13 protein-coding genes are annotated in these 15,468 nt (G+C 72.0%); 7 read left to right on the forward strand and 6 right to left on the reverse strand.

What is annotated here, in order from left to right; translation table 11 throughout:
• Positions 1–313: 313 nt before the first annotated feature.
• Complete coding sequence (locus ABEA43_RS41800; protein ID WP_345571008.1) at positions 314–2,479, reverse strand: HelD family protein; 2,166 nt, start codon at positions 2,477–2,479, stop codon at positions 314–316.
• Between the two features lie 350 nt (positions 2,480–2,829).
• On the opposite strand from ABEA43_RS41800, the gene ABEA43_RS41805 reads away from it, so the two are divergent.
• Genes ABEA43_RS41805 through ABEA43_RS41830 form a run of 6 tightly spaced genes read left to right on the forward strand, consistent with a single transcriptional unit; the run spans position 2,830 to position 9,531 of the window.
• Positions 2,830–4,026 (forward strand): ROK family transcriptional regulator, encoded by a 1,197-nt coding sequence (locus tag ABEA43_RS41805; protein WP_345571010.1) that lies wholly within the window; start codon positions 2,830–2,832, stop codon positions 4,024–4,026.
• 46 nt (positions 4,027–4,072) lie between these two features.
• On the forward strand, positions 4,073–5,404 hold the full coding sequence (locus ABEA43_RS41810; protein ID WP_345571012.1) for an ABC transporter substrate-binding protein: 1,332 nt from the start codon (positions 4,073–4,075) through the stop codon (positions 5,402–5,404).
• Positions 5,405–5,406: 2 nt separating this feature from the next.
• On the forward strand, positions 5,407–6,366 hold the full coding sequence (locus ABEA43_RS41815; protein ID WP_345571014.1) for a carbohydrate ABC transporter permease: 960 nt from the start codon (positions 5,407–5,409) through the stop codon (positions 6,364–6,366).
• Positions 6,363–7,256 carry a carbohydrate ABC transporter permease gene (locus tag ABEA43_RS41820; protein WP_345571016.1) on the forward strand — a complete coding sequence of 298 codons (894 nt, stop codon included), beginning with the start codon at positions 6,363–6,365 and terminating at the stop codon, positions 7,254–7,256. Before ABEA43_RS41815 ends, ABEA43_RS41820 begins: the two co-directional genes overlap by 4 nt.
• Complete coding sequence (locus tag ABEA43_RS41825) at positions 7,253–8,560, forward strand: family 4 glycosyl hydrolase (protein ID WP_345571018.1); 1,308 nt, start codon at positions 7,253–7,255, stop codon at positions 8,558–8,560. The genes ABEA43_RS41820 and ABEA43_RS41825 overlap by 4 nt, the downstream gene beginning before the upstream one ends.
• Positions 8,557–9,531 (forward strand): N-acetylglucosamine kinase, encoded by a 975-nt coding sequence (locus ABEA43_RS41830; RefSeq protein ID WP_345571020.1) that lies wholly within the window; start codon positions 8,557–8,559, stop codon positions 9,529–9,531. The genes ABEA43_RS41825 and ABEA43_RS41830 overlap by 4 nt, the downstream gene beginning before the upstream one ends.
• Here the strand turns inward: ABEA43_RS41830 and ABEA43_RS41835 are convergent.
• Positions 9,507–10,931 carry a glycosyltransferase 87 family protein gene (locus ABEA43_RS41835; RefSeq protein ID WP_345571022.1) on the reverse strand — a complete coding sequence of 475 codons (1,425 nt, stop codon included), beginning with the start codon at positions 10,929–10,931 and terminating at the stop codon, positions 9,507–9,509. The two genes, ABEA43_RS41830 and ABEA43_RS41835, sit on opposite strands and share 25 nt — an antisense overlap.
• Before the next feature lie 137 nt (positions 10,932–11,068).
• Here ABEA43_RS41835 and ABEA43_RS41840 point away from each other — a divergent pair, with 137 nt between their 5' ends.
• The gene (locus ABEA43_RS41840) at positions 11,069–12,298 is read left to right on the forward strand and encodes a hypothetical protein (RefSeq protein WP_345571023.1); all 1,230 of its coding nucleotides are present in this window, start codon (positions 11,069–11,071) and stop codon (positions 12,296–12,298) included.
• Between the two features lie 8 nt (positions 12,299–12,306).
• Here ABEA43_RS41840 and ABEA43_RS41845 read toward each other — a convergent pair whose 3' ends face one another.
• From ABEA43_RS41845 to ABEA43_RS41860, 4 genes are all read right to left on the reverse strand, one after another.
• On the reverse strand, positions 12,307–12,795 hold the full coding sequence (locus ABEA43_RS41845; protein WP_345571025.1) for an Lrp/AsnC family transcriptional regulator: 489 nt from the start codon (positions 12,793–12,795) through the stop codon (positions 12,307–12,309).
• Between the two features lie 23 nt (positions 12,796–12,818).
• Complete coding sequence (locus ABEA43_RS41850) at positions 12,819–13,412, reverse strand: GTP-binding protein (protein ID WP_345571027.1); 594 nt, start codon at positions 13,410–13,412, stop codon at positions 12,819–12,821.
• Between the two features lie 257 nt (positions 13,413–13,669).
• Positions 13,670–14,536: a terpene synthase family protein gene (locus ABEA43_RS41855; RefSeq protein ID WP_345571028.1), complete on the reverse strand. Its 867-nt coding sequence runs from the start codon at positions 14,534–14,536 to the stop codon at positions 13,670–13,672.
• Positions 14,537–14,713: 177 nt separating this feature from the next.
• A partial coding sequence (locus ABEA43_RS41860; RefSeq protein ID WP_345571030.1) for a helix-turn-helix transcriptional regulator occupies positions 14,714–15,468 on the reverse strand: 755 nt, incomplete at its 5' end.

Below are 15,468 nucleotides of genomic sequence, written 5' to 3' on the forward strand. Positions count from 1 at the left end.
CCCGTCTCGTCGGCGGCGAGCTCGGAATTCCGTTGTCTACTGGGCTCCCGGACCCGTCCCGGGTCCAACCCCCCGCCCGGTTGGGGTGCCCCGACTCGACGGACCGACGGCCCTGCACCTGGCTGTGTGGACGAAGCCACGCTCCGTCACGGACGCAGGATCCGGCGATGTCAGAGACGGCCAACCGGCCAAGTCCCGTGCTGGACTGCGCAGCAAACTACCGACTCCACCTCAGATGTCAACCGTGTCCCGATCAGCAGAAACATCAAGTTTTCGCAGGTAGGACATGTTTCGCCGGGTGTGGTAAAGCGGGTCAAAGCCCATTTGCCGGTGCGGGCGAGCGGCTTGGCAAGCCCTGCAGAGCCTGCGAAAGCGGCCGATCGTGCACCACCCCGAGCCGCTGCGTGGCACGGGTGAGAGCAACATACAGGTCGCTCGGCCCACGCGGCGACTGGGCGGCGATGAGGTCGGGCTCCGCCACGATCACCGAGTCGAACTCCAGCCCCTTCGCGTCCGTCACCCCCATGACCGCCACCGGTGCGTCCAGGGCCGCCGCCCCCTTGGCCCGCCCGGCGCCCGGCGTCACCACCACCGTGCCGGGCACGACGGCGGAGACCGCGTCGCCCAGCGCGTCAAGCAGCGCGTCCGGCACCACGACGGCGACCTTGCCGCCCTCCCCGACCTCGGCCTTGGCCAGCTCGGGCAGCGCGGCCAGCGGCGCCGCCCACGGCTCCACGCCGAGCTCGCGCACCGACGTCGGCGCCTCCAGGGCCGGGTCGATGGTGGCCAGCACGCGGGAGGCCAGCACCATCAGCTCCACCGGCGTCCGGTAGTTGACGGTGAGCCGCTCCTGGCGCCAGCGCCCGGCCACGTACGGGTCGAGCACGCCCGCCCACGACCGCGCGCCCGCCGCCGAGCCGGTCTGCGCGATGTCCCCGACGATCGTCATGGAACGGGTCGGGCAGCGCCGCATGACCACCCGCCACGCCATCGGCGACAGCTCCTGCGCCTCGTCCACGATCACGTGACCGTAGGCCCAGGTGCGGTCGGCGGCGGCGCGTTCCGCGGTGGTGAGGTAGGGGCCCTGGCCGCGCTGGCGCTCGGCGAGGCGCTCGGCGTCCATGACGTCGGACAGGCCGGTCAGCTCCAGCACCTCGCGGGCGTAGGCCACCTCGGACTCGCGCTCGGTCTCCTCGGCCTGCCTGGCGGCGGCCAGCTCCTCCTCGGCCTGCAGCGCGCTGGCCCGCAGCACCTGCTCGTCGATGTCGCCGAGCAGGTCGGCCGCCTCGTCGAGCAGCGGCACGTCGGACTCGGTCCACTCGCCGCCGTCGCGGCGCAGGAGCGCCCGCTCCTCCGGGGTGAGCTGGTCGGCGGCGTAGCCGAGGCGTTCGGCGGAGCCGTACAGGCCCAGCAGCAGCCGCTGCGGCGTCAGGTACGGCCACAGCCGGTTGAGGGCGGACTTGACCACCGGCTCGGTACGCAGCTCCTCGCGCAGGTCGGCCAGGTCGTCCTCGTCGATGAGCCCCTTGCCGATCTTGCGGGCCTGCTGCCTGGCCAGGGCGTTCAGCAGCGATCTGACGAACACCGCGCGGGCCTGGTTGTGCGGGCGGCGCGTGCGTGCGGCCTTGTTTTTGGCGCCCTCCAGCATGGAACGGTCGATGGTGAGCGTGATGCGGCCGATGGTGAGCTCGATGGGCTTGCGCGGCACCTTCTGGCGGTCGCGGATGGCCTTGGCGATCACCTCGGCCATCCGCAGGTCGCCCTTGAGCGCGGCCACCTCGGGGCGGTCCCTGTGGGTGGCGGTCACGCCGGGATAGAGCTCGCCCACCGTGGACAGCAGCACGTCGGTCTCGCCCAAGGAGGGCAGGACCTGCTCGATGTAGCGCAGGAAGGTGAGGTTGGGGCCGAGGATGAGCACGCCGCGCCGCTCCAGCCGCTCCCTGTGCGTGTAGAGCAGGTACGCGGCGCGGTGCAGGGCCACGACGGTCTTGCCGGTGCCGGGGCCGCCCTGGACGACCAGGACGCCGTTCAGGTCGCTGCGGATGACGCGGTCCTGCTCGGACTGGATGGTGGCGACGATGTCGCGCATGCGGCCGGTGCGCCGCTCGTCGAGCGCGGCCAGCAGCGCCGCCTCGCCGTTGAGCGTGGCGCGGTCGTCGTCGGTGAGCGAGTCGAGGTCGAGCAGGTCGTCGTCCACCCCGATGACGTCGCGCCGGCGGGTCTGCAGGTGGCGGCGCCTGGTGACGCCCATGGGGACGTTCGCGGTGGCGCGGTAGAACGGCTGCGCGACCGGCGCCCGCCAGTCGATGAGCAGGCGCTGCTGATCATCGTCGGACAGGCCGAGCTTGCCGATGTAGAGCCGGCCCTCGTCGGTGTGATCGAGACGACCGAAAACCAGGCCGCGCTCGACCGCCCACAGCCGCGCGAGCCTCGACGCGTACATTTCGGCGAACGTGTCGCGCTCCGAACGGTTCTGCATCGTGCCGACGGCTCCGGCGGCCAGTACCTCCTTGAGCTGCTTCTGGGTTCGCTCCCGAAGCGTGTCGAGGCGATCGTAGAGGCGCGTGACGTAAGCCTGCTCTTTGGCAAGCTCCGTTTGACGAGTTGCCGCCTGGCCATTATTGTGGTTAATGGGACACTCCGGGCCATTCTGCTTGTTGTTACGACAAACGACGACATTAGCATGCCTGTTGCAGCACTCCCATTCTTTCTCCTTGATCTCCCTTCCGGGTTCGGTCACGTCTTGGTTTCGCCCCTTGACCCTCGCGGCGGGACTCCTTATTTTCCGAGTTAGGAAAGTTTCCTAACTTCAGATGAAGGAGTGCCAGCGTGAGCGGTCCGGTGCCGGGGACCCCCAGTCTGCTACGTGCCATCAACGATCGCGCGGCTCTGCAGGCACTCCTCGAACGCGGGCCGCTGACCCGTCCCGAGATCGGCACGCTGACCGGGTTGTCCAAGCCGACCGCGTCGCAGCTCCTGTCCCGGCTGCAGGAGGCCGGGCTCGTCGTGCTCGACGGCGTCAGGGAGGGCCTGCCGGGGCGTACGGCCGAGGTCTACCGGATCAACCCGGCGGCGGCCTACGTGGCCGCGCTCGACGTCACCCCCGACAGGATCGCCGCCAAGGTGGCCGACATCACCGGCACGATCGTGGGCGAGCACACGCTGGCGACCCCGCGCCGGCCCCACGGCGAGCTGGTCGACCGGCTCAACGCCGCCCTGCTCGGCGCCGATCCCCCGGACAAGCTGCGGCGCGTCGTGATCGGCGTGCAGGCCGCGATCGACCCGTCCACCGGCACGCTCGGGTACGCCGCGGCCAAGGACGTGCCCGGCTGGCAGATCCCCGACCTGGTGCCCGCGCTGAGCGCCGGCCTCGGCGTCCCCGTGGACGTCGAGAACAACGTCAACCTGGTCGCGGTGGCCGAGCAGGCCCACGGGGCCGCCCGCGGACACCGGGACTTCGTGCTGCTGTGGGCCGACGAGGGCATCGGCTCGGCCATCGTGCTGGGCGGCCGGATGCACAGGGGCGCCACAGGCGGCGCGGGCGAGGTGGGCTACATGCCGACGCCGGGCGCGCAGACGGCCCGCGAGGCCGGGCGCTACGCCAACCACGGCTACCAGGCGCTCACCGGCGGTCCCGCCGTGCTCAAGCTGCTGCGCTCGTACGGCGTGCGCGGCACCGACTTCCGCCACGCGATCGCCAACGCGGTGCGCGCGGCGCACGGCGAGGGCCAGCGGGCCGACGACGCCAGGGCGGGCCTGCGCGACATCGCCGCCCGGCTGGCCGTGGGCCTGGCGGCGATCACCTCGGTCGTCGACCCCGCCCTCATCGTGCTGACCGGCGGCATCGTGCTGACCGGCGGAGAGACGCTGCGCGAACTGGTCGAGCACGAGCTGCACGCCCTCACCATCCCCCAGCCCCACGTGCGCCTGTCGAACGTCGAGGGCAACCCCGTCCTGGCCGGCGCGCTCGACCTCGCCCTCGCCACCGTGCGCGAGGAGGTCTTCAGCTCCACGGTCCCGTCCTGATCACCCTCTCATCCCATCCCAGCACGTCTGGCAGGAGGCACCCCCCGTGCGCTTCGTCCCCCTGGCGGTCGCCGCGGCTCTCGCGCTGACCGCGTGCACAGCGAACAAGGAGGCAGGGCCCTCGCTCGGCGCCCAGCCCAAACCCTCGGGCTCGGCCTCGCAGGCCCTGCCGGCCGCCACGCTGGAGCTGTGGCACGGCTTCGCCACCGACGCCGAGGTCAAGGCGTTCGAGCAGGCCATCGCCGGCTTCAACAAGAAGTTCCCGCAGATCACCGTCAAAGCCACCAAGGGCGTCCAGGACGACCAGATCACCCAGGCCATCCGCGGCGGCAACGCGCCGGACGTGGCGGCCTCGTTCACCACGGACAACGTCGCCCAATGGTGCAAGTCGGGAGCGTTCCAGGACCTGACGCCGGTGATCGCGCAGGACGGCGTCGACCTGTCGGTGCTGCCCGAGGTGGCACGTTCCTACACCCGCTTCGACGGCAGGCAGTGCACGCTGCCGCTGCTCGCCGACGCGTACGGCCTCTACTACAACAAAGCGCTGATGAAGGGCGCGGCGCCGCCGAAGACGCTGACGGAGCTGGCCGATCTGGCCAAGAAGCTCACGGTCCGCGACGCCGACGGCACGATCAAGGTGGCCGGTTTCATCCCGAGCGTCCAGTACTACGAGAACAGCCCCAGCCACCTCGCCCCGATGACCGGCGCCACCTGGTACAAGGACGACGGCACCTCGGCCATCGGCACCGATTCGGCCTGGAAGCGGCTGCTGACGTGGCAGAAGGAGCTCGTCGACTGGTACGGCTACGACAAGCTGGAGAAGTTCCGCAAGAGCCTGGGCGACGAGTGGGGCGCCAAGCACCCGTTCTTCGAGGGCAAGGTCGCCATGGTGCTCGACGGCGAGTGGCGCACCGCGATGATCGCCAATGACGCCGCCGGCCTGGACTACGGCACCGCCCCCGTCCCCGTGGCCGACGACCGCCCCGACCTGTACGGCGGGGGTTTCACCGCCGGCACCGTGATCGGCGTGCCGAAGGGCGCCAAGCATCCGCAGCAGGCGTGGGAGCTGGTCAAGCACCTGACGACGGACACCGATTCACTGGTGACGCTGTCGAACGCGCTGCGCAACGTCCCCACGACCAAGGCGTCGATGGAATCGCCCAACCTGACCAAAGACGCAAATTTCAAGACATTTCTGGATATCTTCGCCCACCCGAAGACCTCGACCGTTCCCGCCAGCGTGAACAGCGTCTTCAACCAGGAAGCGCTCGCCACCTTCGTCGCGAAATGGGAGAAAGGCGCCGTACCCGACCTGGACGCCGGCCTGAAAGGCGTGGACAAGCAGATCGACGCCAAGCTCAAGCTGTCCGGAGGCTGATCATGGTGGCGCATACCGCCGCGCTGACCACCGCGCCAGGACGGCCGTCCTTGTGGCGGCGCAGCGAGGGCCTGCGGGCCCTCGTGTGGCTGTCGCCGTGGCTCGCCGGCGTGTCGATCTTCTTCGTCTACCCGCTGCTGTCCACGGTGTACTTCTCCTTCCACCGCTACGACATGTACACCCTGGAGTTCGTCGGCCTGGACAACTACCGCTACCTGCTCCAGGACCCCAGGGTGGCCGTCTCGGCGCGCAACACGCTGTGGCTCGTGCTCATCATGGTCCCCGCGACCGTGCTGTTCTCGCTGGCCCTGGCGCAGCTCGTCACCAGGCTGAAGGCGGGCGCCGGGCTCATCAGGACGATCTTCTACCTGCCTTCGCTGGTGCCGCTGGCGGCGGGGACGATCACGTTCGTCTTCCTGATGAATCCGGCGACCGGGCCGGTGAACCAGCTCCTGGCCGTGTTCGGGATCAGCGGGCCCGACTGGTTCGGCGACCCCGCCTGGTCCAAGCCCAGCCTCACGCTGCTGTCGCTGTGGAGCTGCGGCCAGCTCGCGGTGATCTTCCTGGCAGCGCTGCTCGACGTGCCCAGGCACCTGTACGAGGCCGCGGCCATCGACGGCGCCGGACCCTGGCGGCAGTTCCGCAGCGTGACGCTGCCGATGATCTCGCCGGTGCTGATGTTCTCCCTGGTCACGAACGTCATCTACGCCCTCCAATACTTCAGCCAGGCGATGATCGCCTCCCGGGTGGCGTCGGGCGTGACCGACTCGGCGGGCAGCTCCTTCTCCCCCGGCTACCCGGACGAGTCGCTGCTCACGCTGCCGCAGTGGCTGTTCCAGGCCGGGTTCCGCGACTACGCGATGGGTTACGCCTGCGTGCTCGCGCTGCTCCTGTTCGGCACCTCGATGATCTTCACGCTGATCCTGCTGCGGCAGTTCAGGCGGACCGGGGAGGACGCATGAGCGCCACGATCACCGCGCCCCCGCGGGCGGCGGCGCCTCCCGCGCGGCGCCACGGCGTCCGGGCCCGCAGGCGGCGGGCGCTGCTCTGGATCGCCACGCACGCGCTGGCCATCGCGCTGGCGCTGATGTTCCTGACCCCGGTGCTGTTCATCGCGCTCACCGCGCTGATGACCGACGAGCAGGCGCTGACCAGCGATCTGTGGCCGCGCACGTGGAACTGGGACAACTTCGCCGTGGTGTTCGAGAAGTCCATGCTGCTGCGGTGGGCGGGCAACACGCTGCTGTACGCGGGCCTGGGCACCCTTTTCACCGTGGTGTCGTCCGTGCCGGTGGCCTACGCGCTGGCCAGGTTCCGCTTCAGGGGGCGGCGCCTGGCCTTCCTGCTGGTGATCACCGCCATGATGCTGCCGCCGCAGGTCGTCGCGGTGCCGATCTACCTCGTGTGGGCCCGGCTCGGGCTGACCGACAGCCTGTGGCCGCTGATCCTGCCGATGCTGCTCGGCGACGCGTTCTCCATCTTCCTGCTGCGCCAGTTCCTGCTCACCATCCCGCGCGACTACACCGACGCGGCGAAGGTGGACGGCTGCTCGGACGTCAGGACCCTGCTCAGGGTGATCCTCCCGATGGCCAGGCCGGCGATCGCGGCCGTGGCCCTGTTCCAGTTCTTCTACTGCTGGAACGATTACTACGGGCCGTTGCTGTACGCCGGCGTCGAGCAGGAGAACCTGACGCTGTCGCTCGGCCTGGCCACGTTCAAGGCGTTCCACAGCGTTCAGTGGAACCTCACCATGGCCGCCACGCTGCTGGTGACCGCGCCGGTGATCATCGTGTTCTTCTTCGCCCAGCGAGTGTTCATCGAGGGCGTCACTTTGACGGGAGTGAAGGGTTGAAACTCGCCGTGGTCGGGGGCGGCTCGACGTACACGCCTGAGCTGGTGGACGGGATCGCGCGGCTGCGCGAGGAGCTACCGGTGTCCGAGATCGCCCTGATAGACCCCGACGCCGCGCGCCTGGACCTGGTGGCGGGCGTGTCGCGGCGGATGCTGGCGCACGCGGGGCATCCGGCCCGCGTGCTGACCACCTCCTCCGTCGCGGAGGGGGTGGCGGGGGCGCGGGCGGTGCTGTTCCAGCTCAGGGTGGGCGGGCAGGCGGCCCGCGAGGTGGACGAGACGCTCCCGCTGCGCTGCGGCTGCGTGGGGCAGGAGACGACGGGCGCGGGCGGGCTGGCCAAGGCGCTGCGCACGGTCCCGCTCGTGCTGGAGCTCGCCGAGTCCGTACGCGAGCACGCGCCGCAGGCCTGGATCGTGGACTTCACGAACCCGGTCGGCATCGTCACCAGAGCGCTGCTCGACGCCGGGCACCGCGCGATCGGCCTGTGCAACGTGGCGATCGGCTTCCAGCGCCGCTTCGCCGCCTGGCTGGGCGTCGAACCCGCGCGGATCTCGCTCGGCCATGCCGGGCTCAACCACCTCACCTGGGAGCGTTCCGTCCATCTCGACGGCGAGGACGTGCTGCCCGAGCTGCTGCGCGCCCACGGCCAGGAGATCGCCGACAGCCTGGGGCTGCGGCTCGGGCTGCTGGAGCGGCTCGGCGTGGTGCCGTCCTACTACCTGCGCTACTTCTACGCCCACGACGCGGTGGTGCGCGAGCAGCGCGCCAAGCCGTCGCGGGCGGCCGAGGTGGCGGCGATGGAGCGGCGGCTGCTGGACCTCTACGCCGATCCGGCGGTGGTGACGAAGCCGGAGCTGCTGTCGGAGCGCGGCGGCGCGTTCTACTCCGAGGCGGCCGTGGCGCTCGTCGCCGCCCTGCTCGGCGACGGCCCGGGACCCGCTTCGGCCCAGGCGGTCCCCCAGGCGGTCCCCCAGGCGGTCCCCCAGGTGGTCAACGTGCGCAACGCCGGCACGCTGCCGTTCCTCCCTGACGAGGCGGTCATCGAGGTGCCCGCGGCGATCACCCGGGACGGGGCCGTGCCGCTGCCGGTGCCGCCCGTGGAGCCGCTGTACGCCGGGCTGATCGCGAACGTGTCCGCGTACGAGACGCTCGCCCTGGAGGCGGCCCTGCACGGCGGGGCGGACCGGGTGCGGGACGCGCTGCTCGCCCATCCGCTGATCGGGCAGGACGAGACCGCGGAGGAGCTGACGGGCCTGCTGCTGGCGGCCAACCGCGGCTTCCTGCCGTGGGCGGTGCGCCGGTGACGCGCCCGCGGCTCGTGCTGGCGGTGGACGGCGGGAACAGCAAGACCGACGCGGCGGTGCTGTCGGAGCACGGGGAGGTGCTCGCGACGGGCCGCTCGGGGGCGTTCGCGCCGCAGCGGGAGGGGGTGGCGGCGGCCGTGGAGGTGGCGGTCGCGGCGCTGCCGTACGGGCTGCCGGCGGGCGGGTTCGACCACGTGTCGGCGTGCCTGGCGGGTGCGGACCTGCCCGTGGAGGAGGAGGCGCTGGCCCGTGAGTTCGCCGCCAGGGGGTTCGGCGGGGACGTGGTGGTGCGCAACGACACGTTCGCGCTGCTGCGGGCCGGCGCGTCGGCCTCGTGGGGCGTCGCGGTGGTGTGCGGGGCGGGCATCAACGCGGTCGGCGTCTCCCCCGCCGGAGCCGTCGCCCGCTTCCCCGCGCTGGGCCGCGTCAGCGGGGACTGGGGCGGCGGTCAGGGGCTGGCGGAGGAGGCCCTGTGGCACGCGGCCCGCGCCGAGGACGGCCGGGGCGCGCCGACCGCGCTCACCGCGCTGCTCACCGCCCACTTCGGCACGGCGACGGTCGAGGAGCTGGTGATCGGCCTGCACGTCGGCCGGGTGGACGAGGAGCGGCTGCACGAGCTGGCGCCCGGCGTGCTGGCGGCGGCCACGGCCGGGGACGCGGTGGCCGCGTCGCTGGTCGAGCGGCAGGCGGAGGAGGTGATCGTGCTGGCGGAGGTGTGCCTGCGCCGGCTCGGCCTGCTGGAGACGCCGGTGGAGGTGGTGCTGGGCGGCGGCCTGCTGACGGCCAGGGACCCGCTGCTGACGTCGCTGCTGGACACGGGGTTCGCGCTGCGGGCGCCGCGTGCCAAGCCGGTGGTGGCCGACGTGCCGCCGGTGCTGGGCGCGGCGCTGCTCGGCCTCGAACGCCTCGGCGCCACCGACGCGGCCATGGCCCGCCTGCGCGCCCATTACGACCCGACCGGCCCCGCCTGACCCGGCCGCCCCGTACGTCCCGCCACGGGCCTCCAGGGGGCCCGCAGGAAGAGTCCTGCGGCGACGGCCACGGCCGCCAGCGCGTACGCGGGGGTGCCGGCGGGCGTCAGGTAGGCGGCGGCGCTCGCCAGGGGGATGCCGAGCCATTCCCAGCGGCCGTCGAGGGCGACCAGGGCGACGACGAGCAGCGCGTACCAGGAGTAGCCGGGCGTCAGCAGGAGGAAGGCGGTCCCGGTGAGCTCCAGCGCGCCGCGCCAGGGCCGGTCGGGGTCGCCGCGCCGCAGGACGCGCAGCAGGACGGCCGAGAGCACGGCCAGCGCCACCGGCAGCGCCCAGGAGTCCGGCAGCAGCAGCCGCAGCAGGGCGTAGCGCTCCCGCGCCCCCGCCTCGTCGTAGCCCTCCTCGGCGACGTAGCCGAACAGGTAGCCGAGCACGGAGGCGCGCGAGAGCAGGACGTACGGCAGATAGGCGGCCGCGACGAGCAGCACGGCGGGCACCAGGATCCGCAGGGCGCGCCGGGCGGCCCGCGCGTCCGCCAGCGCCCCGGAGAGCGCGCCCGGCACGACCACGGCGGGCACCAGCTTGACCGCGACCGCCGCACCGAGCAGCGCCCCCCGCCAGGCCGGTCCCGGCGGCGCCCCGCCGGGGACACGCCGGTAGGCCAGGCCCAGGGCGAGGACGACGGCGGCCACGGCGAGCAGGTCGACGTGGGCGTTGTTCACCCCCTCCATCGGCACGGCCGGGCACCACGCCCAGTACGCGGCCGGCCGGACGTCGCGCCTGCGCAGCAGGAGCAGCAGTGTCCCCGTGACGCCCGCCGCCAGCAGCGCCCCCGAGACCTGCAGCGGCTTGTGCCGCGCATCGGCGGGTGAGAGCCGGTCCACCAGCAGGAAGTACGCCTCGGCCAGCGGCGGGTAGACGGTGTGCACGGTGGGCCTGTTGATCCGCGTGCACGTCCCGCCGCCCGCCGGGTAGAAGTGCCCCTGCGCGCACGCGGGGAAGAGCCAGGGATCGCGCAGGGAGGCGAGCTCGGGATCGGCGGGGGCGTGGTCGTAGGGGGACAGGCCGGCCGCCTGGACGCGTCCGTCCCAGGCGTACCGGAAGGAGTCCGTGCTGGTGCCCGGCGGGCCGAGCAGGCCGGTGGCGATCACGGCCAGGCCGCCGCACAGCACCAACCGGCCCGCGAGCCGGCCCCGCACTCCGCGCAACGCCCATACGGCGGCCCCGAACAGCCCCCACGCGGCCGCGTACCACCAGAACAGCCCGCCGGGGCCCAGCTGGAAGATCGCCGCGAGCACGGCCGTCTGGGCGGCGACCAGCCCGGCGGCGAGCGCCGCCCGGGACGGCCCGGGGGCACGCGTGCCGGGCGGTCTGGTGACGGCGGCGGTGCGGTCGCTCATAGGGGGCAGCGTCGCATCGGGGCCGCGCCGGCAGGGGGGCGCGGGCGTAACCGTCCGCACTTCGTAAGAGTCCGGAGCGCGCGCATTCTGCTCGCGGGCCCGTTGCGCGGCGGGATGTTCCGGATGATTCTCGATCTGTGCGGGACCGCGCGATCGACTGGGTGATCGAAGAGCTCCTCTGGTGGGCCTTCGGCAGGAGCGAGCTCCTCCGGCGCCCGCTCGCCCCGCCTGCCTGCACCCCGCACCTGCTCCTCTCGCGTCCCGTCACCCTGAATCCCTGCGACCTGAACCCGTTCGCGCCCCGGCCCCTGGCCCGGCTGGCGCGGTGGTGGCTCGCCCGTCAGGCCAGGCGCGGCAGCCGCTCGACGGTCAGGTGGCTGTGGTTCTGGTGGGGTGTGCACGCCGACCCGATCGTGTGGGACCTGCTCGAACGTACCGGCCGGACGGGCTCCAACTCCGAGCTCGCGTACGCGCTGAGCTCGCAGGACCCGGCCGTGCGCGCCACCGCCCTGGCGGCCGTCGTCGCTCAGGGCAGGCACGGACTGGCCGACTGGATCTTCAAGGATCGCTCGGAGGCGGACGTCGCGCTGCTGCGCGAGATGCTCGCGTGGGGCCTGCTGCCGAGCCGCCCGGGGTTGCGGGCCAGGGTGCTGCTGGCGGCCGGAGACCTCGACGGCCACCTGGCGCTCGACGCCGACGGCTCACTGCTGACCGGGCACCTCCCCGGCTCCCGGTGGCCGCGCTGGCTCATCGCCGAGCAGTTGCGGGCGCTGGAGCTGGAGGAGTGGTTCGTGCGCCTGCGCCGCGACGATCCCCCGCTGGCGGAGTCCATCGGCCTGATGCACCGCCAGTCGCAGACCGACCTCGTCCATGAGGCCATGCGCAGCTCGCAGCCCCGGATCGTGGCCGTCGCCGCACGGCGATGCCGGACCGCGAGCCGCGCCGAGCTGCCGGCGCTCTGGGCACAGGCGCTGCGCAGCGGGGCGCTCTGGCCCGCGCTGCTGGACGACCCCGCCGAGCTCGACGCCGGCGCCGATTGGCCGCACTGGGCGCTGCTGCGCGACCACCTGCTCGCCGGGCCCTTCATCGACGTGCTGGAGTGCTCATGGCACCTGGCCAGGCACCACCCGCCCGAGCTCGCCGTGCTCAGGCCCGCCCTGGACACCGCCGGCGCGCTGACCCACTACGCCCGGGTGACCCGCTCCAGCCGGATCAAGCCGATCCTGCGGCGCTCGCTCGCCGAGATGACCGGCGATGACCTCGCCGTGGTGCGCTGGATCCAGCGCAGCGCCCACGGCAACCCCCGGCTCCGCGCGCTCGCGAAGGTGATCGAGGAATGCCGGACGGCCCTGCGGCCCGCCCGCTGACGCGGGGGTCAGTCGGGGGTCAGCCGGTGACCGTCCTGGACGGCGACCGGGTCGGTGGCCACCTCGGGGGCACGGTGCTCGTACGGCGTGCTGAGCACCACCGTGGTGCGGGTCGAGACGTTCGCCGAGGCGCGGATCTGCTGCAGCAGGTCCTCCAGCGCCACCGGCGAGGCCACCCGCACCTTGAGGATGTAGCTCTCGTCCCCCGCCACGCTGTGGCACGCCTCGATGGCCGTCAGGTGGGCCAGCCGATCGGGGGCGTCGTCGGGCGCGGCGGGGTCGATCGGCTTGATCGACACGAACGCGGTCAGCGGCAGCCCCACCGCGTCGTGGTCGATGATCGCCGCGTATCCGCGCACGACCCCGCGCTTCTCCAGGCGGCGTACGCGCTGGTGCACCGCGGAGACCGACAGACCGGTCTCCCTGGCGAGGTCGGTGAAGCTCATGCGGCCGTCATGGGCCAGCAGTGTGACGATCCGGCGGTCGATCTCCTCCATCGGTCAAAAGTAGCCGGTGATGGTCACGACATGGTCCCGACCGGGCTGGCGCCCATGCGCATGGCGTGCTCCACCAGCGTGATGAGCACCTCCCTGCCCGAGTCGCGCCTGCGGGCGTCGCAGAGCACGATGGGGATGTCCGGCTCCAGGCCGATCGCCGAGCGCACCTCGCCGACCGTGAAGGGCCTGGTGCCGTCGAAGCAGTTGAGCGCCACGATGAACGGCTGCTCCCGCTTCTCGAAGTAGTCGACGGCGGGGAAGCAGTCCTCCAGGCGGCGGGTGTCGGCCAGCACGACGGCGCCGAGCGCGCCCATGGCCAGCTCGTCCCACACGAACCAGAACCGTTCCTGGCCCGGCGTTCCGAACAGGTACAGCATGTAGTCGTCACGGATCGTGATGCGGCCGAAGTCCATGGCCACGGTCGTGGTCAGCTTGGCCTCAACGCCCGATAAATCGTCGATGTCGGTTCCGACCTGGGTGAGAGCCTCTTCCGTGCGTAGTGGCCGGGTCTCGGAGACGGCCCCGACCATGGTGGTCTTGCCCGCGCCGAAACCCCCGGCGACCAAGATCTTGATCGCCGTCGGCAGCCGCCAACGGTCAAAGCGACCGAATTCCATCCAGCACCGCCTGTACATCTCCCGCGCATGCACACCTGCTCTGAGATGCCGGGGTCAGTGGTATCTGTCAAGGCTCTGTTGAGAATGATCGATCCACACGCCTGGCATCGAGACACCCTAGCAACGCCACATTTTCCACTCAAGCCGCAACCTTTTACAAGAAACAAAATGTCACGGTTTGTCGATCCACGCCCCCTAATTCGCCTGTTCATCAGTCTGAGAGTCAAACAGGCTTGTCATGGAATCCGACAGGACTCCTACGCCGTCGGGCCGGGGGCCGAAATTCCCACGAAACCGGCGTTGAATCCGATCTGTCGTCGCAGGTAGGCGGCCGTGCGGGGGCTGTGGGCGCGTACCGGCTCGATCAGGCCGGGCGCCTGACCGGCCAGCGCGGCCATCGCGCCCGTCACCTCCGCGCGGCTGACGCCGAGCGCCAGGACGTTCAGGTCGCCCCAGCTCACGTCCTTGCGATAGGAGGCGACGTCGCCCAGCAGGTGCAGATAACGCTGTACGTGCCTGCTGACCCCGCGCAGCTCCTCCAGGTGCGCCTTCGCCCAGTCGTCACCCGCGTAGATCCAGTGCGAGACGTCCACGAAGCTCGTGCCGCGGCTGTCGGCGTTGTCGAGGTAGCGGCCCAGCGTGGGCACGGCACGCGTGTCGCGCCACACCCAGGCCCTGGCCATGCCCGCCAGCATCCTGGCGAGCTGGTCGCGCCAGAGCCACTGCACGTCGTCGAACTCCTTGACGATGGCCAGCTCGTCGCGCAGGTCGGCCAGGAAGCGGGTGACCGCAGAACGCGGCACGGCGCCGTCGGCCACGGACAGGCATTCGCGGGTCAGGCGGTTCACCTGCTCGCGGGTGGTGGCGGTGTGGTCGACGAGCCGGTCGACGGCCAGGACCCACAGCGCCGCCCGGTTGGCGACCTTGAGCCGGTCGGCCGTCGCCCAGGGCGCGCTGAAGGCCATGGACAGGGTCAGGCCGCTGTAGCACTCGGCGCCGAAGGCCGCCACGGGGAACAGCCCCGCGTACATCTGGGCACAGCGCTGCAGGTCCCTGCCGCACTCCGCGGCCAGCGCGCACGTCCTGCCGAGCTCGAACGCCTCGTCCAGCTCGTCGTCCGGCACCCTAGGGCCGCTCGATCGGCTCGCGGATCATGGGCGACGTCCCCCAACTACCCCGGATACACCTGTTGAAGAATTCTTTCATGATCACACAGGTGCGATCAAGGTATCACCTGCGTGGCCGATCAGCCTGCTCCGATGCCTGCCGACGACACCTCCGCCTCCCGGGCGGAGGCGCCGTCACACGGTCTGGCCGCAGGCGGCGAGCTTGGCGGCGAGCGCGACCCGGGAGCCGATCCCGAGCTTGGTGTAGATCTTGCCGATGTGGTACTCGACGGTCTTGACGCTGATGAGCAGCTCCCTGGCGATCTGGCGGTTGGTCAGGCCGCCGGCCACCAGCGTGGCGGTGCTGAGCTCCTGGGGCGTCAGCCCGAGCCGTACCGTGGCGGGGGGTTCCAGCCCGCAGGCGGCCAGCTCGTGCGCGCACCGGTCCACGAGCGGCGACGCGCCGAGCCGCTCGAAGATCGCACGGGCGGCCTCCAGCCGCTCGGCGGCGGCCTTGCGCCGCCCCGTACGCCGCAGCAGCCGGCCGAGGTCCAGCAGCACCCGTGCCTCATGCAGGGGAGAGACCTCTCTGGACACCAGCGCGAGCGCGCGGGAGAAGCCCTCCTCGGCCGCATCTGGAACGTTCCTGGCCGCCTGCAGCAGCGCTTCGAGCCTGATCCGTTCCGACCGCCCGCGCGGCCCGGCCTCGCGCGCCCGCCCGCTCTCGTCGAACGCGGCCAGCGCCCGCTCCGCCTCCTCCAGCCGCCCGTCGGCGACCAGCGCCTCGATCCGGCCGGGCCGCGGGTCGGGCACGAACGCGTCGTCGCCCTCGGGCGGCTCGGCCCCGTCCGTCAGCAGCGCCGTCGCCAGATCCGCCTGCCGCTCCCCCAGCGCGTGCCGCAGCCGGCGGGCGGTGGCCCGCGCTCCCGCGACGTGCGCCAGCGAAGTGG

Source organism: Nonomuraea rosea (assembly GCF_039539705.1).
Lineage (GTDB): Bacteria > Actinomycetota > Actinomycetes > Streptosporangiales > Streptosporangiaceae > Nonomuraea > Nonomuraea rosea.

Excerpts from the sequence above, each read along its gene's own strand:
- ABEA43_RS41800 (WP_345571008.1), bottom strand. The coding sequence starts at position 2,479 with ATGCAGAACCGTTCGGAGCGCGACACGTTCGCCGAAATGTACGCGTCG.
- ABEA43_RS41815 (WP_345571014.1), top strand. The coding sequence starts at position 5,407 with ATGGTGGCGCATACCGCCGCGCTGACCACCGCGCCAGGACGGCCGTCC.
- ABEA43_RS41820 (WP_345571016.1), top strand. The coding sequence starts at position 6,363 with ATGAGCGCCACGATCACCGCGCCCCCGCGGGCGGCGGCGCCTCCCGCG.
- ABEA43_RS41835 (WP_345571022.1), bottom strand. The coding sequence starts at position 10,931 with ATGAGCGACCGCACCGCCGCCGTCACCAGACCGCCCGGCACGCGTGCC.
- ABEA43_RS41845 (WP_345571025.1), bottom strand. The coding sequence starts at position 12,795 with ATGGAGGAGATCGACCGCCGGATCGTCACACTGCTGGCCCATGACGGC.
- ABEA43_RS41850 (WP_345571027.1), bottom strand. The coding sequence starts at position 13,412 with ATGGAATTCGGTCGCTTTGACCGTTGGCGGCTGCCGACGGCGATCAAG.